Source organism: Polynucleobacter sp. AP-Jannik-300A-C4 (genome assembly GCF_018688335.1).
Classification (GTDB): Bacteria; Pseudomonadota; Gammaproteobacteria; order Burkholderiales; family Burkholderiaceae; genus Polynucleobacter.
Map to the genome: position 1 here is coordinate 214,782 of NZ_CP061316.1, position 24,304 is coordinate 239,085.

Below are 24,304 nucleotides of genomic sequence, written 5' to 3' on the forward strand. Positions count from 1 at the left end.
GCTTATTTTAGTGAAACTGTCATGATCTATAGGATAAACTAGCGACCATTCCTTAGGAGTTCACCATGATCAACTTGTTCGTCCTGCAAAATGGCCGCCTCTCTCAAGAGCAAGTGGAAGATCGCAATGAATTGTTGCAATACTCCAACCCTATCTGGATCGATGTGGTTGACCCTGAAGAGGAAGAGCTCCTGTGGATTAAAGAGGCTTTTGGCGTTCTTTTGCCTGAATTAGATGATTTGGGTGACTTAGAAGCTTCTGCGCGGTATTTCGAAGCTGATGACGGCCATCTTCATATTCGTACCGACTTCTTGTTGGATGAGGAAGAAACTTCTCGCAACGTGCGAGTCGCTTTCGTGATGACCAAGCAAGTCTTGTTCTCTATTCATGATGAAGATTTACCAGTTTTCCGCTTGGTGCGTTTGCGTGCTCGTTTACGCCCAGGTTCAGTGAGTAATGCAAAAGACGTTTTGCTGGATTTGTATTCCACTGATGCTGAATATTCTGCCGATGCTTTGGAAGAGGTTTATGAAAACCTCGAGCAAGCCGGAAAGCGTGTTTTGCAAGATGACATCACTGATAACGATGCAGAAGAAGTGCTCGAAACGATTGCTAAGGAAGAGGATACCAACGGACGTATTCGTCGCAATGTGATGGATACCCGCCGGGCATTATCTTTTTTAATGCGTAGCAAATTATTGTCTGATGAGCAGCAAGAAGAAGCGCGTCAGATTTTGCGAGATATTGATTCACTAGAAAACCATACTGCGTTCTTGTTCGATAAGATTAACTTCTTAATGGATGCGACAGTTGGTTTTATTAATTTGAACCAAAGTAAGATCATCAAGATCTTCTCGGTGGTATCCGTCGCCTTAATGCCTCCCACACTCTTGGCTAGCGTATGGGGTATGAACTTCCGCTACATGCCTGAACTAGAGCAGACCTGGGGTTATCCAGTTGCCATTATTTCTATGGTGATCTCTGCGATGATTCCATTGGGCTACTTCCGCCATAAGGGCTGGCTAAGCTCACGCTAATTCTGTAGTGCTGCCTTATTAGGCGTTTTTGGGTTTTAGTATTTCCAAGAATTGAGATAAGGCAAAATCACGCGCTTGTTCACGTATGATTTGACGATCACCCTTGAAGTGTTTAGTCAGTGTGGCGGTATTGATGACATCATTTCCAATACTCTCTTTAATTGCCCAGCCAAAGCACACGGTACCAACTGGTTTTTCTGGTGAGCCACCTGTTGGTCCAGCAATGCCAGTAATAGAGATAGCGGCATTGACATGTGCATTGTGTAGAGCTCCCTCAGCCATCGCTCTAGCAACTTGCTCGCTGACCGCGCCAAAGGATTCAATCGTTTCTATTGGAACGTCTAAGCATTCAGATTTTGCGGCATTGCTATAGGTGATGTAGCCTCGCTCAAGCCAATCGCTGGAACCGGCTAAATCCGTTAGGGTAGCGCAGACCAGGCCACCGGTGCAGGATTCAGCTAAGGCAATTTTCCAACCTCGGCTTATTAAGGTAAGCGCAACAGCTCTCGCTAGTTCATGCTGGGGATCGTTATTATTTTTCATAAGATATAGCTCAATCCAATATGTAAAAGCGTCAGGGTGATGAGAGTGAAAAATGCTGCAGCCAAATCATCAGCAATAATTCCGAAGCCGCGCCACAGTATTAAGCCAACACTTGATGGAGAGGAGTTATCTCCACCTTCTAAATGTTTAAAGTGACGATCAATCATTCCAATCGGACCTGGCTTGACGGCATCAAAAAATCGGAAGAGTGCAAATGCCACAATTTGCACCCATAGGCTTGCCGGCATGATGAAAATCAATACTAGCCAGAAGGCAACAACTTCATCCCAGACAATTCCACCAAAATCTTTTTTACCCAACTCTTCGCTAACTTGTCCGCAGATCCAGCAACCCAGAGCAATTCCTATGCCAATGGTCCACAGCCAGGCTTCGGTAGATAGAAAATACTCACCCACTAAGAATGCGGCCCAGGCCCACAGGGTTCCTGCGGTACCAGGTGCAAAAGGCGCTAAACCGCTGCCCATGCCAAATGCCAGGGCGCGGCTGGGTTTGCTAAACACCCACTTAAAACTGGGAATGAATGTGGAAGCACTGGGTGTATTGGCTTGAGTATTCATGCAAAGTGATCAAAGGACTTCATGAGTAAATTGGCTTCTTGAGTATCCAACTCTTTTGAATCCTTATCGATGATGCGTATCTCAGTTGTTGCGTGTTGCATGGATTTGATGTTGCCAATTTGTGTGAGTGGAAGATTGAGGTCGGCACTGATTTGGGTAATGACATCCCGTTTGCTAATTGGGGCGGTGAAGCACAGCTCGTAATCATCCCCTCCATTTGCAGCACATTGGTTTTGGATGGCATGTGATTGCTTGAGAAGCGTGCTGGATTTTGGAATCCGGTCTAAAAAGATTTCAGCGCTTTTTCCAGACTCTTCCAGGATGTGTTTGAGATCGCCCAATAGGCCATCAGAGACATCCAAAGCAGAATTGGCTAAACCTCTTAAGGCAATGCCTAAATCCAGTCTAGGAGTTGGGCGATGCATGTGTGCTTCAATTTTCTCCAAATCTTCTTTTGCTAATTCAATTTCATGACGCAGTGCAGCAAGAGTAAGTCGGGCATCACCTACAGCTCCTGAAACCCAAATGTCATCGCTTTCTAATGCCCCCGATCTACAAATGGCTTTGCCTTTTGGGACGCTGCCAAAGGCGGTGATGCAAATCGTGAGTGGACCAGCAGTGGTGTCACCACCAATCAATGGACAGTTATATTGATTTGCAATAGCAAATAAGCCCTTGCTAAAGGCTTCTAGCCAGGCTGAATCAGGCCCTGGTAAGGCTAGTGCCAAAGTGAAGCCCAAAGGCTTGGCGCCCATGGCTGCTAGGTCTGAGAGGTTGACGGCTAGGGCTTTCCAGCCTAGCCACTCTGGATTGGTGTCAGGGAAAAAGTGTCGTCCTGAGACCAGCATGTCGCTGGTGATAGCAATTTCTTCAGTAGGGTCGATTTTGAGTAGCGCACAGTCATCACCAATTCCCAATTTCACCGAGCCGGGATTGTTCGCAAGCATGAGTTCTGACTGTGTTTTAAAGAAACGCCGAATCAGGTCAAATTCGCCAAGTCGAGAGATTTGAGATTGCATGCCCCATTTTATGGCTCTTGGGACTCTTTCATCTGAGAGGAATAGAATTAGAAGCTTGAATACGTCTGATAGATGAGTGAACTGATGAGCAAACCAAGCAATAGCAGCAAAGAACAACAAATAGCGGATTTAAGAGCGGCCGCCCTCCACTATCACGAGTTTCCTGTTCCCGGAAAAATCGAAATTGCTCCAACTAAGCAGTTAACTAATCAGCGAGACTTAGCACTTGCCTACACCCCTGGTGTTGCAGCAGCCTGCGAAGAAATTGCTAAGGATCCTGCCAATGCATTTCGTTACACAGCACGCGGAAATTTAGTCGGCGTAATTACGAACGGTACCGCAGTATTAGGTTTGGGAAATATTGGACCATTGGCAAGTAAGCCAGTGATGGAAGGTAAAGCAGTTCTCTTTAAGAAATTTGCTGGCATTGATGTTTTCGATATCGAGGTTAATGAAAACGATCCAGATAAATTAGTTGAGATCATTGCTGCACTTGAGCCTACTTTTGGCGGTATCAATTTAGAGGACATCAAAGCACCAGATTGTTTTGTAGTTGAGCGCAAATTACAGGCTCGCATGAAGATCCCAGTCTTTCATGATGACCAACACGGAACTGCGATTGTGGTCGCTGCCGCAATTCTGAATGGCTTGAAAGTAGTTGGTAAAGATGTGGCTAGCGTGAAGCTAGTTACCTCAGGTGCTGGTGCTGCTGCATTAGCTTGCTTGGATTTGCTGGTTGACCTTGGCATTCCTCGTAAAAATATTTGGGTTACTGATTTGGCTGGTGTTGCTTATAAAGGTCGCAAAGAACTCATGGATCCGGAGAAAGAGCCATTCTGTCAAGAGACAGATTTGCGCACTTTAGATCAAGTGATTGAAGGCGCTGATATTTTCTTAGGTCTTTCTGCTGGTGGTGTATTAAAGCAAGACATGGTTAAAAAGATGGCTAATAAGCCATTGATTTATGCCCTAGCAAATCCAACGCCTGAGATTCTTCCTGAGGAAGTTAAAGAAGTTCGTCCTGATGCAGTGATGGCAACTGGCCGTACTGATTATCCGAACCAAGTGAATAACGTATTGTGCTTTCCATTCATCTTCCGCGGTGCACTGGATGTTGGTGCTACCACTATCACGCGTGGCATGGAAGTCGCGGCAGTTAAGGCTGTGGCGGAGTTAGCGCAAGCAGAGCAAAGCGAAGTAGTGACCTCTGTGTATGGTATTGAGAACTTGTCTTTTGGCCCAGAATATTTGATTCCGAAGCCATTTGACCCACGTTTGATAACGGTCATTGCACCTGCGGTTGCTAAGGCGGCGATGGATGATGGCGTTGCTCAACGTCCGATTAAAGACTTTGACGCTTATCGTAATCAGTTGCAACAATTTGTGTACCACTCTGGTACTTTGATGAAGCCGCTATTTAGTATTGCTAAGGGTGTTCCTGCCGCACAAAAACGTATCGTGTTTGCTGAGGGTGAAGATGAGCGTGTATTACGTGCAGTACAAATCATCATTGATGAGCATTTAGCGACGCCAATTTTGATCGGACGCCCCGCAGTAATTGAGCACCGCATTGGCAAGTTTGGGTTGCGTATTAAAGCTGGTGAAGATTTTGAGATCGTCAATCCTGAGAACGATCCACGCTATCGTGATTTTTGGCAAACCTATTTAGGTTTAACGGAGCGCAAAGGCGTTACTGAATCTTTCGCTAAGTTAGAAATGCGTCGTCGCAACAGCCTAATTGGCTCGGTCATGATTACCAAAGGTATGGCCGATGGCATGATTTGTGGAACTGTTGGTAATTTAGCTACGCATTTGAAGTATGTGGATGAAGTAGTGGGTCATGAAGTAGGTGCGAATGTTTATGGCGCCATGTCTGGATTGATTTTGCCGGGACGCCAAGTATTTTTGGTTGATACCCATGTCAATATCGATCCAAGTGCAGAGCAGTTGGCTGAATTGACCTTGATGGCTGCATGCGAAATGCGTAAATTAGGTCTAGCGCCTAAAGTTGCACTATTGTCACACTCCAATTTTGGTTCAAGCAGTGCGCCTTCCGCAGTGAAGATGCGTGAAGTGTTGGCATTGATTCAAAAAGCAGATCCAACCCTTGAGGTTGATGGTGAAATGCATGGTGATAGCGCTTTGGATGAAACTATTCGTGCCAGCGCCGTTACTTCATCCCCATTAAAGGGTGATGCTAATTTGCTGGTGTTGCCAAATATTGATGCTGCAAACATTTCTTACAACTTGCTAAAGACTGCAGCTGGTAACGGCATTGCAATCGGACCATTACTCCTAGGTGCCGCTAAGCCGATTCATATCCTGACGCCATCCGCTACTGTGCGTCGTATCGTCAATGTCACTACTTTGGCGGTAGTTGAAGCGGCAAGTAACGCCAGGGGCGTGGCTTAAGAAGTAAGAGTAAGCTTTTATTTATGTTAGTTAGCGGTAACTAACATAAATAATTATTATATAAATCAATGGTTTATGTAAAATGTGCTGTAATTGGGCTTGATTTGATGGCGTGTTAAGGGTAACCTAGCACCCATCATGAATAATCGCTCTGAAAACGGCACTACAGTAAGCTTCGACGAACACAGTCGCGCTGAAAGTTGGGATAGTAATGATCGACTTGAAACCGAGTCTTCTGCTGCCAATATATATGCCGAGGGTGGCTTATCTCGTTTACAAACCTATGCAGCAAATCAAGTTTCGGGGAAAAAAGTGACAGCTTCTTGGCGTGCCGCTTTGGCCGTTCGCGATGCCGGACCGCCGGCAATGTTGCGCAGTGTGCGCCCTAATATCGTGCAATCTATCCGTGCTTTCCGTACTCCTGACCTCCAGGAGGCTGCTACAGAGCTTGGTCAACACTTCATTTACGCCAATTGCGCAAATGCAATGACTAAAGGCGAAGTATTGGAAGCGATTGCTATTGCGTATACATTTACCAAGCAACAAGCGAAGAATTTCGATCCTTTGTTAGATGCTTTGACAACTACGGTTGATAAGTCTGGTCCACAACCAGGTTTCGTTGTGGTGCTCGAAGGCCTGCCTTGTACACAGAAGTTCGATAAAGAGGCTCGCGAGACACTGTTAGATGTGTTCCGTGATGCTGTGGACTTCTGGTCTGAGCGTCGCACACCTTATCGCGTGTTCTACTCTTTTGCCTAAATTACTAACTCAGTAATTATTTAGGCTGAGCACTAAGAAAACAGCATAAATCGCCTCTATTTGAGGCGATTTTGCATTTCTGGATCCCAAATACTGTGAACGGCAGTGATCGCCACAATTCCAGCAGTCTCAGTTCTCAATACCCGATCCCCTAGAGAAACAATTTGATATCCAGCAGCTTGAGCTTGAGCCTCTTCCTCTGGAGAATGCCCACCCTCGGGCCCAATCATCAAAATAACATCCTGCGGTTGACTTTCAATTAATACTGAGTACAGGCTTTTGTCAGTATCTGGGCTTAAAAGTAGTTTAAGTTTCGCTTTTTGTGGCTTTTGTAGGTAACTCTCAAAACTTTGAACGGGTTCTACTGAAGCTAAAACAGTGCGATCACATTGTTCGCAGGCCGCCTGAACAATACCCTCCCAGTGGAGGAGGCGTTTTTGCGCCCGCTCGGCATCGCTAGAGCGCATCAATTTAATCACTGAGCGCTCGCACTGCAGCGGTGCAATCACTTGAGCGCCGGTCTCTATGGCTTTCTCAACAACCCAATCCATCTTGTCACCACCAGCCAGACCTTGTGCCAATGTAATGGCATAAGGGCTCTCACGATGGGTATCTAGGCGAATATCACTCAACTCTGCTTCCCCAGATTTATTGCTCAGGGAAAGGAGTTTGGCCTTAGCAACATGGCCTTCCCCATCAAAGATGGGGAAGAATTCACCGACCTGGATACGGCGGACACGCAAGTGATGGGCGAGCTCAGGGGTGAGGGTATTTGGCTTTTGGGTTTCCCATGGCCCGGGAAGATAAAATTGAGGCATTACTGAAATATAGCTAATTAATTTTCCAGAGACCTAATTTACGATGTCAAACCTTCAAATTCGTATGGCAAACGCCATTCGTGCTTTATCCATGGATGCAGTTCAACAAGCCAATTCTGGTCACCCTGGAATGCCTATGGGTATGGCTGATATTGCGGTTGGTCTTTGGAATGAGCATTTGCAACATAACCCAACAGATCCACATTGGATGAATCGCGATCGCTTTGTTTTATCAAACGGTCATGGCTCCATGTTGTTGTATTCCTTACTGCACCTCACGGGTTACGACTTGCCGATGAGCGAGTTAAAAAATTTCCGTCAATTGCATAGTAAAACTGCTGGCCATCCTGAATATGGAATTACGCCTGGAGTAGAAACCACTACCGGACCATTAGGTCAGGGTATTTCAAACGCAGTGGGTATGGCGCTGGCAGAGAAATTATTGGCAGAAGAATTTAATCGCCCTGGCCATGACATTGTTGATCACTTCACCTATGTATTTTTAGGTGACGGTTGTTTGATGGAGGGCATCAGTCATGAAGTCTGTTCACTAGCCGGTACCCTCAAGTTAAGCAAGCTTATTGCACTATGGGATGACAACGGCATTTCGATTGATGGCAAGGTCGTTTCTTGGTTTAACGAAGATACGCCAAAGCGTTTTGAGGCATACGGTTGGAATGTGATTCGTGATGTGGATGGTCATGATGCAGAGGCTGTATCTACCGCAATCGCTAAAGCGAAGAAGAGTGACAAACCAACCTTAATCTGTTGCAAGACAGCGATTGGTCAAGGCTCGCCGAATATGGCTGGCAGTGATAAGGTGCATGGCTCCCCATTAGGCTCAGCTGAAATAGCGGCAACTCGTGTTGCCTTGAACTGGCCGTATGCTCCGTTCGAAATTCCAAATGATATTTATGAATCCTGGGATTTCAAGAAGCGTGGACAAGCTGCTGAGCATGAGTGGAATAAAGAATTCCAAGCGTACAAAAATAAATATCCAGAGTTGGCCTCTGAATTACAGCGCCGTATGCAAGGCGACTTATCTCAAGACTTCTCTAAAACTTTAGATGCTTACTTAAAGACCTGTGAAACCAAAGCAGAAACGATTGCTACTCGCAAAGCAAGTCAGAATGCTATCGAAGCGCTAGCACCAGCCTTACCAGAATTTATGGGCGGCTCTGCTGACTTAACAGGTTCTAACTTAACTAACTGGTCTGCATGCAAAGCTGTGCGTGCTGACCAATGGGGTAACCACATCAACTACGGTGTTCGTGAATTTGGTATGAGCGCCATCATGAACGGTATCGCTTTGCATGGTGGCTACATCCCATTCGGCGGCACCTTCCTAACCTTCTCGGATTACAGTCGCAATGCCTTGCGCATGGCTGCATTGATGAAGTTGCGCAGCATCTTTGTCTTTACGCATGACTCGATTGGCTTGGGTGAAGATGGCCCAACACACCAGTCTGTTGAGCACGTAGCAAGCTTGCGCCTTATTCCGAATTTAATGGTTTGGCGCCCATGTGACACCACGGAGAGTGCAGTTGCCTGGGGGGCAGCCATTGAGCGTAAGCATGGCCCTAGTGCTTTGATCTTCAGTCGTCAAAACTGCCCATTTGTATCGCGCAATAGCCAACAAGTAAAAGATATTGCACGTGGTGGATATGTTTTGCGTGACCCCAAGAAATCCAAGATCGATGCAGTGATTATTGCTACGGGATCAGAGATTGCTTTGGCACTACAAACTGCGGAGCGTTTAGAGGGTGAAGGTTTTGGCATTCGCGTAGTGTCAATCCCATCAACAACGGTATTTGATCAACAAGATGCCGCTTACAAAGCAAAAGTCTTGCCGGCTGATATTCCACGTATTGCTGTTGAAGCTGGGGTGAGTGATTTCTGGTGGAAGTATGGTTGTGCGGCGGTGCACGGTGTTGATACTTTTGGTGAGTCAGCGCCAGCGCCAGTGCTTTATGAATATTTTGGCTTGACCGTGGATCAGATCGCTAAAACAGTAAAGCAATGCATTGCCAAGAAATAAAAAAGATCAGAAGCAGAGTATTTATTTAAGAATTCAAAATTAGTAAGGGGAATGGAATGACAATTCGTGTCGCAATTAATGGTTATGGTCGCATTGGTCGCATGGTCTTGCGTGCCTTTTATGAAGATCAAGTCAATGGCAAGCCAAGACGTGATATCAAAATCGTCGCAATTAACGCGATGGGTGATATCGATATCAATGCACACTTAACGCAATATGATTCTGCGCACGGTCGTTTTCCTGCTGAAGTAAAAGTAGATGGTGATTGCATGGTAGTTAATGGCGATCGCATCAAAATGTTTTCGACTCGCAATCCTTTAGAAACACCTTGGGGTGAGTTGGGAGTGGACTTAGTGCTCGAGTGCTCCGGCAAGTTCACCTCAAAAGAAAAAGCCATGGTGCATATCTCTCAGGGCGCGAAGAAAGTATTGATCTCTGCTCCCGGTGAAAAAGATGTGGATGCCACAATTGTTTACGGTGTAAATCAGCAAGTGCTTAAACCAAGCGACGTCGTGGTTTCTAATGCGAGCTGTACGACTAACTGTTTAGCGCCTTTGGTTAAGCCATTGCTGGAAAAAATTGGCATCGAGTCTGGCTTGATGACAACGATCCATGCATTTACAAACGACCAGGTTCTGACTGACGTGTATCACAAGGATATGCGCCGTGCCCGTTCTGCTGTGAGCAGCATGATTCCAACGAAGACGGGTGCTGCAAAAGCGGTTGGTTTGGTGTTGCCAGCTTTGGCAGGACGCTTTGATGGTTTTGCAATGCGCGTGCCCGTTATTAACGTTTCTGTCGTGGATTTAACCTTTGCTGCCAGCCGCGCTACTAGCGTGGACGAAGTGAACTCTATCCTCAAAACAGCGAGCGAGGGCGAATTGAAGGGTATTTTGGGTTTTAATACTTTGCCTTTGGTATCTATCGATTTCAATCATGATCCACGCCCCAGTATTTATGACGCTTCCCAGACTCGCGTGTCGGCAGACGGCAAGTTGGTCAAAGTCTTGGCTTGGTACGACAACGAATGGGGCTATTCAGTCCAAATGCTCAATGCTGCTGAAGCATTGATGGCTGTAAGGTAAGTAATTGATGGGGTTTTAAGGCTAAAAGAGCTTAAAATCTTATTTTGTAGTTAAAAAAGACCTCAATTGAGGTCTTTTTTCATTATCTGTGCTTATCTTCCCAAATTAGGATTTTGGCTTCTTTCGGCAATTCTTCTTTTGGCAGTGGCCATACATGGCTAAAGAGTGCTCTTGGAGCTTAAAACCGAGGTTTTTGGCAATATCACGTTGCCTTTTTTCAATGGCCTCATCCACAAACTCTTCTACATGCCCGCAATCCAAGCAAACCAAGTGGTCATGGTGCTGGCCCTCATTAAGCTCATAAATAGCTCTTCCGTCACCCTTACTGGACTCAAAATGACTGCGGAGTAGGAGTCCTGCTTGTTCAAACTGGGTGAGGACCCGATAAACCGTGGCCAAACCAATTTCTTTGTCTTTCTTGGCTAGGGCCATAAAGACATCTTCAGCGCTGAAGTGGGTACCGCTATTTTGATGAAAAAAGTCCAAGATTTTCATGCGTGGACCAGTAGCTTTGAGGCCAATGTCACGCAAATCCGCTGGAGTTGGGTTTTGGTTCATATTCATGGGTTTGGGAGCTAAAATCAATGTCTTAATGATACGGCCTGCCATGCAAAATTGCCTTCAACTGTTTACCCGTCTATTGAACTCCATTTTTGGGGCTCTTGACCTTGCTCGATCAGGGCTGGTTATTGTTGCTGTGAGTTCAGTAATGATCGCTACAGGCTGCACCAGCGCCGTTGATGACACGCAACGCGCCTGGATGAATAAAGTCTTTAGACCTTATGTTCCTGATGTGGTGCAAGGCAACTTTATTTCTAGCGAGCAATACGCCAAGCTCTCAGTGGGCCAAAGTCGCGAACAAGTCCGTCAAATTTTGGGCACACCTTTACTGGCTAGTTATTTCCATGCCAATCGCTGGGACTACGTTTTTGAATTTAAGCGTGCTGGTCAGCAAATGAGTAAAGAGCGTCGTGTCACTGTATTTTTCGAGGGTGATAAATTAGTGAGGTTCCAAGGCGATGCCTTACCAACCGAGGTTGAATTGGTTGCTGAGATTGATGGCTACGCAAAAACCAAGCGCTCATTCTGGGATGTCATGACGGGCTCGAATAAGCCTCCAGTAACTCCGCCGTTGCAGCAACCTGAGTTGCTAGTGCCAAGCCCAACCAATAATTTGCCGGCTGGGGCGCCAGTACCTGCGGCTCCTGCAAGTAGTTCTTTTTGGGACTTTTTTAGTTTTTCAAAAAAATCGTCAGATACCCAGCCTGAGCCCCAACCCTTAGGCCCAGGTGCTCTCAATATTCCGCAGGCTACTGAAGCGAAGTAAAGATAAAGTTGTATTGATGTCGAATGATTTTTTCGACAACCTTGAATAAGAAACGAAGATACAAATGATGAAAATCGCAATCGCTGGTGCAACCGGCCGCATGGGAAAAATGTTGATTGAGGCTGTGCTCAATTGCGCAGATACTGAGCTGGTGGGCGCGCTTGAGCATGAGTCTTGCCCGATGCTGGGTGAAGATGCTGGTGCGTTCTTGGGTAAAAACACTGGCGTAGCCATTACATCGGATATTGCAAAGGCTTTGACTGGTGCTGAATTCTTAATTGACTTCACACGACCAGAAGGCACGATGGCTCACTTAGCTGTGGCGCAAATGACTGGTAGCAAAATGATTATTGGTACTACTGGTTTGAGCTCAGATCAAATTGATAGTCTGAAAAAAGCTTCTGCCAATTTAGCTATCGTATTTGCGCCAAATATGAGTGTGGGTGTCAATGCGACATTTAAGTTGCTAGAGATTGCTGCCAAGATGTTGAACGAGGGTTACGACATTGAAATCGTTGAAGCGCACCATCGCCATAAGGTAGATGCCCCTTCAGGTACTGCACTGCGAATGGGTGAAGTGATTGCAGATGCGCTTGGTGAGAAATTAGATGATGTGGCTGTGTATGCTCGCGAAGGCCATACCGGCGAGCGCAAAGCTGGCTCAATTGGTTTTGCCACTATTCGTGGTGGAGATATTGTGGGTGATCACACTGTCTTATTTGCAGGCGAGGGCGAGCGCATTGAGATTAGCCATAAGTCTTCTAGCCGCCAATCTTATGCGCAAGGTTCATTGCGTGCCGCACGTTTCTTGCAGGATCAGAATTCCGGCTTATATGACATGCAAGATGTTCTTGGCCTGCGTAAGTAAAAAAACAAGTAAGTTGAGTAAATCAGAATAGAAGAAAAGAGTTGTATTGAATGAGTAAGGATTACGATCACCGCAGTATTGAAGCTGCAGCACGCGCTGATTGGGAGAGCGCACAAGCTTACAAGGTTACCGAGAATGCTTTAGATGCTTCCGGTAAACCAAGGCCAAAATACTATGCTTGCTCTATGTTGCCCTACCCATCAGGTAAGTTGCATATGGGTCACGTTCGTAACTATACGATTAACGATGTAATGGCGCGACAGTTGCGCATGCAGGGCTATAACGTACTGATGCCAATGGGTTGGGATGCCTTTGGAATGCCCGCAGAAAATGCGGCGATTCAGAATAAAGTACCTCCAGCTAAATGGACCTACGACAACATTGCTTATATGAAAAAGCAAATGGCAGCGATGGGTCTAGCAATTGATTGGTCGCGCGAAGTGGCTACTTGTAGTCCTGATTACTATCGTTGGAACCAATGGCTCTTTTTGAAAATGCTTGAAAAGGGTATTGCTTATCGCAAGACACAAGTCGTGAATTGGGATCCAATCGATCAAACTGTTTTAGCAAATGAGCAGGTGATTGATGGGCGCGGTTGGCGTTCAGGCGCCTTAGTTGAGAAGCGTGAGATTCCAGGCTATTACTTCAATATCACTGCTTATGCAGAGCAATTGCTCTCAGGTTTGGATGGTTTAGGTTGGCCTGAGCGCGTCAAGACGATGCAGCAAAATTGGATTGGCAAAAGTCGCGGCGTTCGTTTTGCGTTCAAGCACGAGATTGCTGATGCAAACGGTAATTTTGTTCAAGACGGTCAGTTGTATGTATTTACGACGCGTGCTGACACCATCATGGGTGTTACTTTCTGTGCAGTTGCGGCAGAGCATCCATTGGCAACTTTGGCGGCAACCAATAATCCTGAGTTGGCAGCATTCATTGAGAAATGCAAAACAGGCAGCGTGATTGAGGCTGACCTTGCTACCCAAGAAAAAGAAGGCATGTTCACAGGTCTATATGTTACGCATCCGCTAACTAATGAGCCTGTACCGGTTTGGGTTGGTAACTACGTGCTGATGTCTTATGGTGATGGCGCTGTCATGGGTGTGCCTGCACATGATGAGCGCGACTTTGCATTTGCCCTCAAATATGACTTACCAATTAAGCAGGTGATTGCTCCACGCACTCCTTCAGACATGTTCAACACTAGCCACTGGCAAGATTGGTATGCGCAGAAGGATGATGTCGTTTGTCTCAATAGTGGCAAATACGATGGCTTATCGCATGGAGAGGCTGTTGATGCGGTGGCCAAAGATTTAGAGCAAATGGGTATTGGTGAGATCAAAACCACTTACCGTTTGCGCGATTGGGGTATATCTCGTCAGCGCTATTGGGGTACACCAATTCCGATCATTCATTGTGGCGATGAACACAACCCTGGTTGCGGTGCTGTGCCAGTACCTGAAGCAGATTTACCGGTAGTGCTGCCCGAAGATTGCGTGCCAGATGGCAGCGGTAATCCGCTCAATAAGCGTGCTGACTTCCTCAATGTGAAGTGTCCACAATGTGGCAAGCCTGCACGTCGTGAGACTGACACGATGGATACCTTCGTAGATTCATCTTGGTATTTCATGCGTTACACCGGTCCAGATGCGAAGACCATGGTCGATGCGCGTAACGAATACTGGATGCCAATGGATCAGTACATTGGCGGTATTGAACATGCGATTTTGCATTTGCTCTATGCACGCTTCTGGACTAAGGTCATGCGTGATCTCAATCTCATCACTTTTGATGAGCCGTTCCAGAACTTGCTGACGCAAGGCATGGTGCTTAATGAGACCTATTACTCTGAAGAAGCATCCGGTAAAAAGACTTGGTTAAATCCATTGGATGTAGAGCTCCAACTAGATGACAAAGGCCGCCCTCAAAGCGCCAAGCTAAAAGGCGATGCTTCTGGTACACCCGTCATTATTGGCGGTGTCGAGAAGATGTCTAAGAGTAAAAACAATGGTGTTGATCCTCAAGCATTGATTGATCAATATGGTGCTGATACTGCGCGTTTATTTGTGATGTTTGCTGCTCCTCCTGAGCAACAGCTCGAGTGGTCTAGTGCCGGTGTGGAGGGCGCCTCCCGTTTCTTGCGCCGTGTTTGGGTGTATGCCAGCAGTCAAGCTGATGCAATCCGCGCTGCCTCTGAAGTATTGCCAAGCGATTTAAATGATGTTGAAAAAGAATTGCGTCGTGAAGTGCACACCATTCTGAAGCAAGCTAACTTTGACTATCAGCGTCGTCAGTACAACACCGTAGTTTCTGCGGCAATGAAGATGCTGAACGTCTTGGAGCCTGTGAAATTAGGCGACAAGACTACAGTGAGGCCTACTGTATTGCGCGAGTGTCTCAGTATTTTGATTCGGGTGCTTTACCCAGTGGTTCCGCACTTGACGCATGCCCTCTGGAATGAAATTGCTTGCGATCAATCTTTTGGCAGTCTATTGGATGCACCATGGCCTGCAGTAGATGAAGCTGCGCTGATACAAACAGAGCTGACCATCATGTTGCAAATCAATGGCAAGCTGCGCGGTGATATTCGTGTGCCTGCGGATGCTACTAAAGAGCAAATTGAGAATTTGGCATTACAAAGCGAGCCAGCCATGAAAGCATTAAACGGCGCAGCCCCTAAAAAGGTGATTGTGGTTCCAGGTCGCTTAATCAATATTGTTGCTTAGATACTTGCAAATTACTTTGAATAGAAACTAAACACATGCGCGTAAATCAACTTCGACGTACTCTGCTTGGGTTTCTCGCTCTAGCTCCAGTCAGCGGACTGATCGCCTGTGGCTACCGCTTACGTGGCATGGTGGATTTGCCCTACAAAGTCATCGCGATTACTGGTAGCCCATCACCCCTTCTTAGAACGGATCTACAGACAGCTATCTTGACTGGTACTGATGCAAAGGTGGCCATCAATCCCAAAGATGCTGACCTTACTTTAGAAATCACGAGCGATTTGAATGGTCGTGAGATCTTGGCATACAACTCCAATGGTCAGGTCTCTGCCTATCGCTTAAACATTCGTGTTGGGTTTAGAGCCTATGACAATACTGGAGCAGATGTCGTACCTGAAGCTGAGATCTACATGACGCGAGATATGGACTTCTCGGTATCGACTGTTTTGGCGACCGATGTCCAAATGCAACAATTTCTGTCTTTGATGCGTCGAGATCTTGCTGTGCAAATTCTGCGTCGTGTTGCTGCAACTGCCCGAGTTCCACGGCCTAAAAGTTTTTAAAGAATGACGATCCAATCGCATGGTTAAGAGCGATGCCCTACAGGTTCACTTGAAGTCGCTGAATTCAGCCGCTTCATTAAAGCCCCTGTACATATTTAGTGGTGATGAGCCTCTCCTCATGATGGAGGCGATGGATCAATTACGTGCCACTGCGAAAAAAATGGGTTACACCGACCGTGAAGTTTTATTGCAAGAGCGCGGGTTTGATTGGAGCGCCTTATTAAGTGCGGGCCAAACTATGTCTTTGTTTGGAGACAAGCGCTGGGTTGAGTTACGCATACCAACAGGTAAGCCTGGCCGTGATGGTGCTGATGCGCTTAAACAGTTCTCTGCCCAAATCGAGTCTCAGCCAGTTGGACCCGAGGGGCCGGATACGATTTTTTGCATCATCCTACCTAAATTGGATGGTAAGACTAAAACCTCTGCTTGGTTTACTGCTTTGGATGAAGCAGGTATGGCGATTCAGTTGGATTCCTTGGATCGCACGCAATTGCCGCAATGGATTGCGGGACGACTCAAGAAGCAGGGTCAAGAAGTGCAGTCAGGTCCAGATGGACAGCGCGCTTTAGCTTTCATTGCTGAGCAAGTAGAAGGAAACCTGATTGCTGCCCATCAAGAAATTCAAAAGCTAGGTTTATTGCATCCTGCAGGCGTATTAACTGAGGACCAAATTAGGTCAGCTATTTTGAAAGTGGCTCGCTATAACGTTTTTGAACTAACTGAAGCGATGTTGGCTGGTGATCTGCCTCGACTCAATCGTATGTTAGATGGCCTCAAGGGTGAGGGTGAGCCTTTGGTCTTGATTCTATGGAGCGTAACGGAAGAGCTTCGGATACTATCGAAACTGAAGGCAGCAAGTGATGCTGGGGAGTCTGTGCAGAACTTAATGCGTGCTAACCGCATTTGGGGTAATAAAGAGCGTTTATATCCTCAGGCTTTAAAGCGGGTACAGCCCTTAAGGTTGCGCAGAGCAATGCAGCTAGCTGCAGGTTTAGATCGTCAGGCTAAAGGATTGCATGCGGCGGAATTACCAGCAGATCCTTGGGATGGTTTGCGTTTAGTGGGAAATCTATTGCGCTAGATACATCAATATTAATTTTGACATAGTAAATATATGAGTAATTCAACAAATACCATTCAGCAAATGATGCAAGATATTGGCCGACGTGCTCGTCAGGCATCACGCGCAATGGCGCGGGCATCTAGCGAACAGAAAAATAAAGCCTTATTGCATATCGCCAAGTTGGTTCGTGAGCGTTCTGAAGAAATTTTGCGAGTTAATGCGCTTGATGTTGCTCGCGCAAAAACCAATGGGCAAGACGCCGCCTTTATTGACCGCCTCACCATGACTCCCAAGACGATTGAGTCTATGGCATTGGGTTTAGAGCAAATTGTTTCTTTGGAAGATCCGATTGGAAAAATAACGCCATTGCAAAAACAGGCCTCTGGTATTGAACTCGGTCAGATGCGTGTTCCACTCGGTGTGATTGGCATTATTTATGAGTCTCGTCCAAATGTGACAATTGATGCCGCAGCGCTTTGCTTAAAGTCAGGTAATGCGGTGATTTTGCGTGGTGGCTCAGAGGCGATTGACTCAAATGCCTTATTGGCGCAATTGATTCAAGAAGGTTTGGATGCAGCTAATTTGCCAATGGATGCAGTTCAAGTTGTGACCACTACAGATCGCGCTGCTGTTGGCGAAATGATCACCATGACCGAATACATCGATGTGATCGTGCCACGCGGTGGCAAGAGTTTGATCGCCCGATTGATGGCAGAAGCACGCGTACCAATGATTAAACATTTGGATGGCATCTGCCATACCTATATTGATGCTGACGCAGATATCGCGATGGCGATTAAGGTTTGCGATAACGCCAAGACCCAACGCTATGCGCCTTGTAATGCGATGGAAACACTCCTGGTCAACAAGAATATTGCGCCGCAAGTTTTGCCAGCTCTTTGTAAGATTTACCAAGACAAGGGTGTGGAATTACGTGTTGATGACCAAACCCGAAATACGCTTGAGGCGGCTGGTTTTAGAGGCTTAGTCAATGCCACTGAAGAAGATTGGCAGACAGAATATTTAGCGCCGATTTTGTCGATTAAGACGGTTGCGGATATGGATGAGGCAATGGGTCATATTGAGCAATATGGCAGTAAACATACTGATGCCATCATTACTAACAATCAGGCTCAAGCGAATCGTTTTTTGCGTGAGGTTGATAGTGCCAGTGTAATGGTCAATGCCAGCACGCGTTTTGCCGATGGCTTTGAATATGGCCTTGGCGCAGAGATCGGCATTTCTAACGACAAACTACATGCCCGCGGCCCTGTTGGCTTAGATGGTTTGACTTCCCTCAAATATATCGTCATGGGTCATGGCGAAATTCGTACTTAAATGCGTACTTAATCAATCCCGATTCAAGAACGATAAAAAATACCTAACGGAGACTATTCATTATGGGTAATGCATATTTATGGACTAAGACACTTCACATTGTCTTAATTGCCTCTTGGTTTGCAGGTTTGTTTTATCTCCCACGTATTTTTGTGAACCTGGCGGATGAGAAAAATCCTGAAGTCTATGCACGTCTTCTCGGCATGGCTGATCGTCTGTTTCGTTTTATGACCATTTTGGCAGTACCTGCAGTCTTGTTGGGCCTGACACTTTGGCTGCATTTTAAGATTGGTGCCGGTGAGGTTTGGATGCATGCCAAATTTTTCTTTGTTATCTTAGTTATTGGTTACCACCATGCTTGTTGGGGCTTGCTCAAAAAGTTCCGTAATGGTGTTAATGCCCGCTCTGGAGTTTGGTATCGCTGGTTTAATGAAGTGCCTGTGATCCTTTTATTGATCGTGACAGCCTTAGTCGTGATCAAGCCTTAATGCTGACACCTAAGTAATTGTTTAATTGTTTTGATAATTTTTTACTTCACCTTTTTAGATTGCTAGCTCCATGAGATTTTTTGTTGTTTGTCCAGGTGGACTGGAAGTGCCTCTTGCACAAGAGCTAGCAAGTATTGCGCAGCGCCCTGACTGCAAGGCTCTGGGCGCTTGGGTGATTGATCCAACACCAACTAGCCCTACAGGTGGTGTAGGTTTAGCTGCGCCTATTTCTGCTGCAATGGCTTTGAACCTGCATTCACGTATTGCAAGCCGAGTCCTACTGCAAATGGCTGAATCGCCATATCGCCAAGAGGAAGATCTCTATAAATTAGCTAGCGGTTTGGCATGGGAGGAGTGGTTTTCTTCTAAGCAAACCCTTCGAGTAGATGTGACTGCGCATCGCTCTCCACTTAAGAGTCTGAATTTCGCAACTCTGAAGATCAAGGATGCGATTGTGGATCGCCTGCGTGATGTCACTGGTGATCGCCCAAGCATTGATACTGCGTTTCCGGATGTGCGTGTGCAGGCCCATCTAACGGCCACTCATGCCACGATCTATTTGGATACTTCTGGCGAGGCCTTATTTAAACGTGGCTGGCGCGATGAAAAAGGTGATGCGCCTTTAAAAGAAAATCTTGCAGCAGGAATTTTGTCGATTACCGGCTGGAAACCCGCTCAAACCTTATTTGACCCGATGTGCGGTAGTGGCACCTTTTTGATCGAAGCTGCACAAATGGCTTTGGCTGTTCCGCCGGGAGCTATTCGGGCAGGGATGTATGGTGACGATGCGAAGCCAAGTCGCTTGGCCTATCGTCCATTAGTGACTTCAGCCCATGGCTTTGGTTTTCAAAGACTCAAGCCTTTTAACGAAGCTGCTGAACAAAAGCGCTGGATCTCTCTGAAAGACGCTGCACACGCAGAGATGATGGAAAAGCGTAAGCAGTTCCCGGATTCAGAATCTTTAGTTATTAGCGGTGGCGATATTAATGAGCGTCTGGTGGCAATGTTTAAAGGTAATTGGCAGCGTGCGCAGTTACCTGGCTTACCAGTGACTCGCCAGATTGACGCCTTGGCTAGCAAACCACCATCGAATGTTAAAGAGGGTGTCATGCTCTTGAACCCTCCATATGGTGAGCGCTTAGTCATCAAAGGTGGGCGAGGTCAGGATCGTGCTGCAGGCGGTGATATGGAGCGTGACTCCTATGAGCAAGCTGAAGAGCCAGAAGATCGCTACGCCTTTAATTTGGAAACAGGTCGTCAGAGCGCTAAACGTTCGAGCCGCGAGTCTCTCAAAAAGTTGCAAGCTCAAGAAGAGCAAGACCCCAAATTTGTCGAGTTCTTGAGACAATTTGGTCAGCACCTTAAGGATGCTTTTGGTGGTTGGAATGTCTTTGTACTCACAGCGGACATGGCCTTACCAGGGCAGTTGCGTATTAAGGAATCCAAGCGCACTCCTTTATTTAATGGTCCGTTGGAGTGCAGGCTGTTTAAGTTTGAGATGCATCAAAAACGCGATGCAGTAGCAGATTTAAAATAAAGATATCTACAAGGAAGACGGCGATGGAATTTAAAACATACATGTGTTTAATTTGCGGTTGGGTTTACGACGAAGCCGCTGGTTTGCCTGAAGAGGGTATTGCACCAGGAACGCTTTGGAAAGACGTCCCTATGAACTGGACTTGTCCTGAGTGCGGCGCACGTAAAGAAGACTTTGAAATGATGGCGATCTAATCGCCCTGAATTAATCAATTACTAAAAATACTTTAGCGAAAGCAGGACAGCATCTTGGGACAAAACGACATCTTATTTGAGCGGGCGCAAAAGACTATTCCGGGTGGGGTGAACTCGCCAGTACGCGCTTTTCGTCAGGTCGGTGGTACGCCCCGTTTTGTTGCTAAGGCTAAAGGTCCTTATTTCTGGGATGCTGAAGGTGCGCGCTATATTGATCTGATTATGTCTTGGGGCCCCATGATTGCAGGCCATGCGAATCCAGAAGTGGTTGAAGCAGTAAAGCATGCTGCAGAAACCAGCTTTAGCTACGGCGCCCCTACAGAAGGTGAAATTGAATTAGCAGAACGCATCTGCCATTTAGTTCCTAGTATTGAGCAAGTTCGTATGGTCTCGAGCGGAACTGAAGCCACTATGAGCGCTCTGCGCCTTGCGCGTGGCTATACGGAGCGTGATCTCATCATCAAGTTCGAGGGCTGTTATCACGGGCACGCCGATAGCTTGCTTGTTAAAGCAGGTTCTGGCCTCTTGACCTTTGCGGATTCAACCCAAAACGCACCGTCATCTGGTGGTGTGCCACATGACCTAGTGAAACATACCTTGGTGTTGCCATACAACGATGTGGCAGCACTAAAGGAAGTATTTGAAAAGCAGGGCAATCAGATTGCGGCAGTCATCATTGAGCCAATTGCCGGCAACATGAATCTGATTAAACCTTCAAAAGAATTTTTATCAACACTTCGCCAGCTCACCAGCCAGCATGGCAGTGTATTAATTTACGACGAGGTAATGACCGGCTTTAGAGTCGCATTAGGTGGAGCCCAATCCCTTCAAGGTATTACTCCTGACCTCACTTGTCTTGGTAAGGTGATGGGCGGTGGCATGCCAATGGCTGCCTTTGGCGGTAAAAAAGAAATCATGTCTAAGCTCGCTCCGCTGGGCAATGTATATCAGGCGGGCACCTTGTCAGGTAATCCAGTAGCAGTAGCTGCAGGCTTAAAGACCTTAGAGATTATTTCTAGAGAAGGTTTTTATGAGTGTTTGACTGGCCAAACTGAAAAGCTCATGGCTGGATTAAAGCTGGCTGCGGATGAAGCGGGCGTACCGTTTGCTGTAGATAGTGTTGGCGGTATGTTCGGTTTCTATTTTGCAAATGAAGTCCCAACTTCCTTTGAGGCGGTGACTAAAACTGATATCGAAGCGTTTAAGAAATTCTTCCACTTGATGCTGGATCAAGGTGTTTACTTTGCACCATCAGCATATGAAGCTGGATTTACCTCTATTACTCATGACAATGCAGTGCTGGAAGAGATTATTGCTGCAGCAAAAACTGCATTTAGAAAGTTATAAGAGGCGCCACGCGGAATTACATTCTGAGTGGGTGGTCATAGCCATCCACTTGAATCATTTTTATGCCCTTGCTGGGCTTGCCTGATTCTGGAATTTCCATGGCGGTGAGTTTGCCACCCCACACGCAACCAGTATCTAACCCAATGACATTCTCGTGTTGCAGTAGTCCTAGAGTGGACCAGTGTCCGAAGTAAATGAGGGAGTCTTGCGTTTTTCTATTAGGGGTTTTGAACCAGGGGATATAGCCCTTCGGACCATCTTCAAAACCTTCTTTACTTTCAAACTCCATGGTGCCCGTAGGAGTGCAAAAACGAATGCGAGTTAGTGCATTGGTAATGACGCGTAAACGCTCATAACCTTTGAGGGAGTTACTCCACTTATTTGGAGTATTGCCATACATATTCGCTAAAAAATCTTTATAGGATTTGTTACGAAGTGCTTTTTCTACTTCTTGTGCGCATTCAATCGTTTGCTGCAGATCCCATTGAGGCAAAACCCCGGCATGAACTGTTAAAACTTTTCCATTACTAAGAGCCATCGGTCGATGGCGTAACCAATGAATTAATTCAGCTCTATCGGGTGCATCCAGTATGGGTTGAACAGTATCCAACCCCTTGGTTTTGCGAATGCCCGCATCTACGGCCAGCAAGTGCAGATCATGATTTCCAAGAATGCATTCAATGCGCTTTTCTTCTTGTAATTGCTTTAGATGACGTAGGGTGCCTAATGAATCAGGACCTCGATTCACGAGATCACCCAAAAAAATCATCTTTGACTGAGTGGGGAGTTTTTTGACGAGCGCCCTTAAGGATGGTGCGCACCCTTGAATATCACCGACGGCGTAGATCTTGCTCATGCTCTATCTTAAATCGGAAAGTGCCAGAGTCTTCAATTAGTTATTCGGATGCAGATTCGGGACTGACTTTTTTAACTACGCTATAGCGCACCAAAGTCTTTTTACGTGCTTCATCATGATTCACGATGGGAAGGGGGTAGTCACGACCCAGCAGAATACCGGCAGCTTCCAGTTCAATATGACCGGCTTCCCAAGGCGCATGAATAGACTTCTTAGAGAGCTTGTCCAGTTGAGGTAAGTAGCGGCGGATAAATTTTCCTTCGGGATCAAACTTCTGGGATTGGGTGATCGGATTGAAGATGCGGAAGTAGGGCTGTGCATCACATCCTGAAGAGGAGGCCCATTGCCATCCACCATTGTTGGAAGAAAGCTCAAAGTCATTGAGGTGTTTTGCAAAATACATTTCGCCCCAGCGCCAATCAATTCCTAGGTCTTTGGTGAGAAAGCTGGCAACCACCATGCGTAAGCGGTTATGCATATAGCCACTTTGGTTGAGTTGGCACATGGCAGAATCTACCAAAGGGTAACCCGTTTTACCATCACACCAAGCTTTAAATAATTTCTTGGCAGTAGCACCACTTTCCCACTCGATATTGTCGTAGTCTGGCTTGAATGCTGCACCCTCGGCAAGACGTGGGTGATTGGCCAGAATCATGAAATAGAAATCACGCCAGATTAGTTCGCTTAACCAGATCGTTGCACCCATGCTGCCAGCAAGCATACGGCGATGTGCTTCGCGCACCAAGCCCCTAATGGATAGCATGCCAAAACGCAGATGGGTAGATAGATAGCTCACCCCTTTAATGGCTGGGAAGTCTCGACCGATTTGGTATTGATCGATGCGGTGCAGAAAATCCTCTAAGAAATTTTGACCACCCTTGGATCCTGGCGGAAGATAAGTTTCAATCCCGGTCGGGGTAAAGCCCATAGACTCTAGCGATGGAAAGGGTGTCTCTAATGATTTGGGGATAGGGGCTAACTGACCTTTTTTAGGATCGCAGTCATAAGCGGCAATATCTTTTTCTTGCAAAGTCTTAAGCCAATTATTTTTGTATGGCGTAAAGATGGAGAAGACTGCATTGGAGTTGGTAAGAATTTCTTTTTTCTCAAAGATGACTTGATCCTTGAAGGTCTGGAATTTAATACCCAGCTTGTCTAGTGATTTAGCAACCGAGGTATCACGAGCAATTGCTGATGGCTCATAGTCATGATTGGTGTAAACGGTATTGACACCCAATGTCTCTGCAATCTTCGGAATGCACGAAGTAGGTTTTCCGAACTGAACAATCAGTCCTCCACCTTGTTTGCGTAATTGCTCATCGATTTGCTTCAGACCTTGCCAAATAAAGTCTACACGCCGATCATGCTTCAGGCCGCTTGCATCTAGATCTTCAGACTTGAGTGGATCCAGAATATCGGTATCGAAGATAAACGCAAGCCAAACCTGGGCATTATTTTTCAGGGCGTGATGAAGGGCGGCGTTGTCATAGAGACGCAGGTCACGGCGGAGCCAAACGAGAGCTTTTTGCATAGCCCCTATATTAGGGCTTATTAAAGAGCTTCGCTTGGCTTGCGAGTAATATTCTGCATATTAAATAGACTGATAGCTAATGGATACTTTATTTTTCGTTTTTTCAAAATCGGTGCAGTTTTGCATTGAGCCTCTTAATTGGCTGATCGTTTTTGTGGCACTCAGTCTGTTATTTCTGGT

The 24,304-nt window shown here is 46.3% G+C and carries 22 protein-coding genes; 15 read left to right on the top strand and 7 right to left on the bottom strand.

What is annotated here, in order from left to right; translation table 11 throughout:
- Window positions 1–65 precede the first annotated feature (65 nt).
- The gene (gene corA, locus FD975_RS01175; protein ID WP_015420400.1) at window positions 66–1,037 is read left to right on the top strand and encodes a magnesium/cobalt transporter CorA; all 972 of its coding nucleotides are present in this window, start codon (window positions 66–68) and stop codon (window positions 1,035–1,037) included.
- An 18-nt stretch (window positions 1,038–1,055) separates the two neighbouring features.
- On the opposite strand, the gene FD975_RS01180 is transcribed toward corA, so the two are convergent.
- The 3 genes from FD975_RS01180 to thiL are packed head-to-tail and all read right to left on the bottom strand — an operon-like array spanning window position 1,056 to window position 3,177.
- On the bottom strand, window positions 1,056–1,580 hold the full coding sequence (locus tag FD975_RS01180) for a CinA family protein (protein WP_215302471.1): 525 nt from the start codon (window positions 1,578–1,580) through the stop codon (window positions 1,056–1,058).
- Window positions 1,577–2,158 (bottom strand): phosphatidylglycerophosphatase A, encoded by a 582-nt coding sequence (locus FD975_RS01185; protein WP_215302472.1) that lies wholly within the window; start codon window positions 2,156–2,158, stop codon window positions 1,577–1,579. Before FD975_RS01185 ends, FD975_RS01180 begins: the two co-directional genes overlap by 4 nt.
- On the bottom strand, window positions 2,155–3,177 hold the full coding sequence (gene thiL, locus FD975_RS01190) for a thiamine-phosphate kinase (RefSeq protein WP_215302473.1): 1,023 nt from the start codon (window positions 3,175–3,177) through the stop codon (window positions 2,155–2,157). The genes FD975_RS01185 and thiL overlap by 4 nt, the downstream gene beginning before the upstream one ends.
- Window positions 3,178–3,261: 84 nt before the next feature.
- Here thiL and FD975_RS01195 point away from each other — a divergent pair, with 84 nt between their 5' ends.
- Complete coding sequence (locus tag FD975_RS01195; RefSeq protein WP_215303724.1) at window positions 3,262–5,589, top strand: NADP-dependent malic enzyme; 2,328 nt, start codon at window positions 3,262–3,264, stop codon at window positions 5,587–5,589.
- A gap of 138 nt (window positions 5,590–5,727) precedes the next feature.
- On the top strand, window positions 5,728–6,348 hold the full coding sequence (locus tag FD975_RS01200; protein WP_215302474.1) for a barstar family protein: 621 nt from the start codon (window positions 5,728–5,730) through the stop codon (window positions 6,346–6,348).
- Between the two features lie 56 nt (window positions 6,349–6,404).
- On the opposite strand, the gene FD975_RS01205 is transcribed toward FD975_RS01200, so the two are convergent.
- Window positions 6,405–7,166, bottom strand: a complete 762-nt coding sequence (locus FD975_RS01205; RefSeq protein WP_215302475.1) for a 16S rRNA (uracil(1498)-N(3))-methyltransferase — start codon at window positions 7,164–7,166, stop codon at window positions 6,405–6,407.
- A gap of 43 nt (window positions 7,167–7,209) precedes the next feature.
- On the opposite strand from FD975_RS01205, the gene tkt reads away from it, so the two are divergent.
- Complete coding sequence (gene tkt, locus FD975_RS01210) at window positions 7,210–9,204, top strand: transketolase (RefSeq protein WP_215302476.1); 1,995 nt, start codon at window positions 7,210–7,212, stop codon at window positions 9,202–9,204.
- Between the two features lie 56 nt (window positions 9,205–9,260).
- Window positions 9,261–10,289, top strand: a complete 1,029-nt coding sequence (gene gap / locus FD975_RS01215) for a type I glyceraldehyde-3-phosphate dehydrogenase (RefSeq protein ID WP_215302477.1) — start codon at window positions 9,261–9,263, stop codon at window positions 10,287–10,289.
- 105 nt (window positions 10,290–10,394) lie between these two features.
- Here the strand turns inward: gap and fur are convergent, their stop codons facing one another.
- Window positions 10,395–10,853, bottom strand: a complete 459-nt coding sequence (fur, locus tag FD975_RS01220; RefSeq protein ID WP_215303726.1) for a ferric iron uptake transcriptional regulator — start codon at window positions 10,851–10,853, stop codon at window positions 10,395–10,397.
- 43 nt (window positions 10,854–10,896) lie between these two features.
- On the opposite strand from fur, the gene FD975_RS01225 reads away from it, so the two are divergent.
- The 10 genes from FD975_RS01225 (at window position 10,897) to hemL (ending at window position 21,737) form a co-directional block, all read left to right on the top strand.
- Complete coding sequence (locus FD975_RS01225; RefSeq protein ID WP_215302478.1) at window positions 10,897–11,616, top strand: outer membrane protein assembly factor BamE; 720 nt, start codon at window positions 10,897–10,899, stop codon at window positions 11,614–11,616.
- A gap of 67 nt (window positions 11,617–11,683) precedes the next feature.
- Window positions 11,684–12,484: a 4-hydroxy-tetrahydrodipicolinate reductase gene (gene dapB / locus FD975_RS01230; protein ID WP_215303727.1), complete on the top strand. Its 801-nt coding sequence runs from the start codon at window positions 11,684–11,686 to the stop codon at window positions 12,482–12,484.
- Window positions 12,485–12,534: 50 nt separating this feature from the next.
- Window positions 12,535–15,207, top strand: a complete 2,673-nt coding sequence (gene leuS, locus FD975_RS01235; protein ID WP_215302479.1) for a leucine--tRNA ligase — start codon at window positions 12,535–12,537, stop codon at window positions 15,205–15,207.
- Window positions 15,208–15,242: 35 nt separating this feature from the next.
- Window positions 15,243–15,770 (top strand): LPS assembly lipoprotein LptE, encoded by a 528-nt coding sequence (gene lptE / locus FD975_RS01240; RefSeq protein WP_215302480.1) that lies wholly within the window; start codon window positions 15,243–15,245, stop codon window positions 15,768–15,770.
- Window positions 15,771–15,789: 19 nt separating this feature from the next.
- Window positions 15,790–16,851: a DNA polymerase III subunit delta gene (holA, locus tag FD975_RS01245; protein ID WP_215302481.1), complete on the top strand. Its 1,062-nt coding sequence runs from the start codon at window positions 15,790–15,792 to the stop codon at window positions 16,849–16,851.
- 33 nt (window positions 16,852–16,884) lie between these two features.
- Window positions 16,885–18,171: a glutamate-5-semialdehyde dehydrogenase gene (locus FD975_RS01250; RefSeq protein ID WP_251371258.1), complete on the top strand. Its 1,287-nt coding sequence runs from the start codon at window positions 16,885–16,887 to the stop codon at window positions 18,169–18,171.
- Window positions 18,172–18,233: 62 nt separating this feature from the next.
- Complete coding sequence (locus tag FD975_RS01255; protein WP_215302482.1) at window positions 18,234–18,659, top strand: CopD family protein; 426 nt, start codon at window positions 18,234–18,236, stop codon at window positions 18,657–18,659.
- Between the two features lie 70 nt (window positions 18,660–18,729).
- A complete protein-coding gene (locus FD975_RS01260) occupies window positions 18,730–20,196 on the top strand; it encodes a class I SAM-dependent RNA methyltransferase (protein WP_215302483.1) in 1,467 nt (488 codons plus the stop codon).
- A gap of 23 nt (window positions 20,197–20,219) precedes the next feature.
- On the top strand, window positions 20,220–20,390 hold the full coding sequence (locus FD975_RS01265) for a rubredoxin (RefSeq protein WP_011902084.1): 171 nt from the start codon (window positions 20,220–20,222) through the stop codon (window positions 20,388–20,390).
- 54 nt (window positions 20,391–20,444) lie between these two features.
- Entirely contained in the window at window positions 20,445–21,737 is a 1,293-nt protein-coding gene (gene hemL / locus FD975_RS01270; RefSeq protein ID WP_215302484.1) for a glutamate-1-semialdehyde 2,1-aminomutase, read from the top strand.
- Between the two features lie 16 nt (window positions 21,738–21,753).
- On the opposite strand, the gene FD975_RS01275 is transcribed toward hemL, so the two are convergent.
- Window positions 21,754–22,593, bottom strand: a complete 840-nt coding sequence (locus FD975_RS01275; RefSeq protein ID WP_215302485.1) for a symmetrical bis(5'-nucleosyl)-tetraphosphatase — start codon at window positions 22,591–22,593, stop codon at window positions 21,754–21,756.
- Window positions 22,594–22,633: 40 nt separating this feature from the next.
- Window positions 22,634–24,124 carry a deoxyribodipyrimidine photo-lyase gene (locus FD975_RS01280; RefSeq protein WP_215302486.1) on the bottom strand — a complete coding sequence of 497 codons (1,491 nt, stop codon included), beginning with the start codon at window positions 24,122–24,124 and terminating at the stop codon, window positions 22,634–22,636.
- Window positions 24,125–24,304 lie beyond the last annotated feature (180 nt).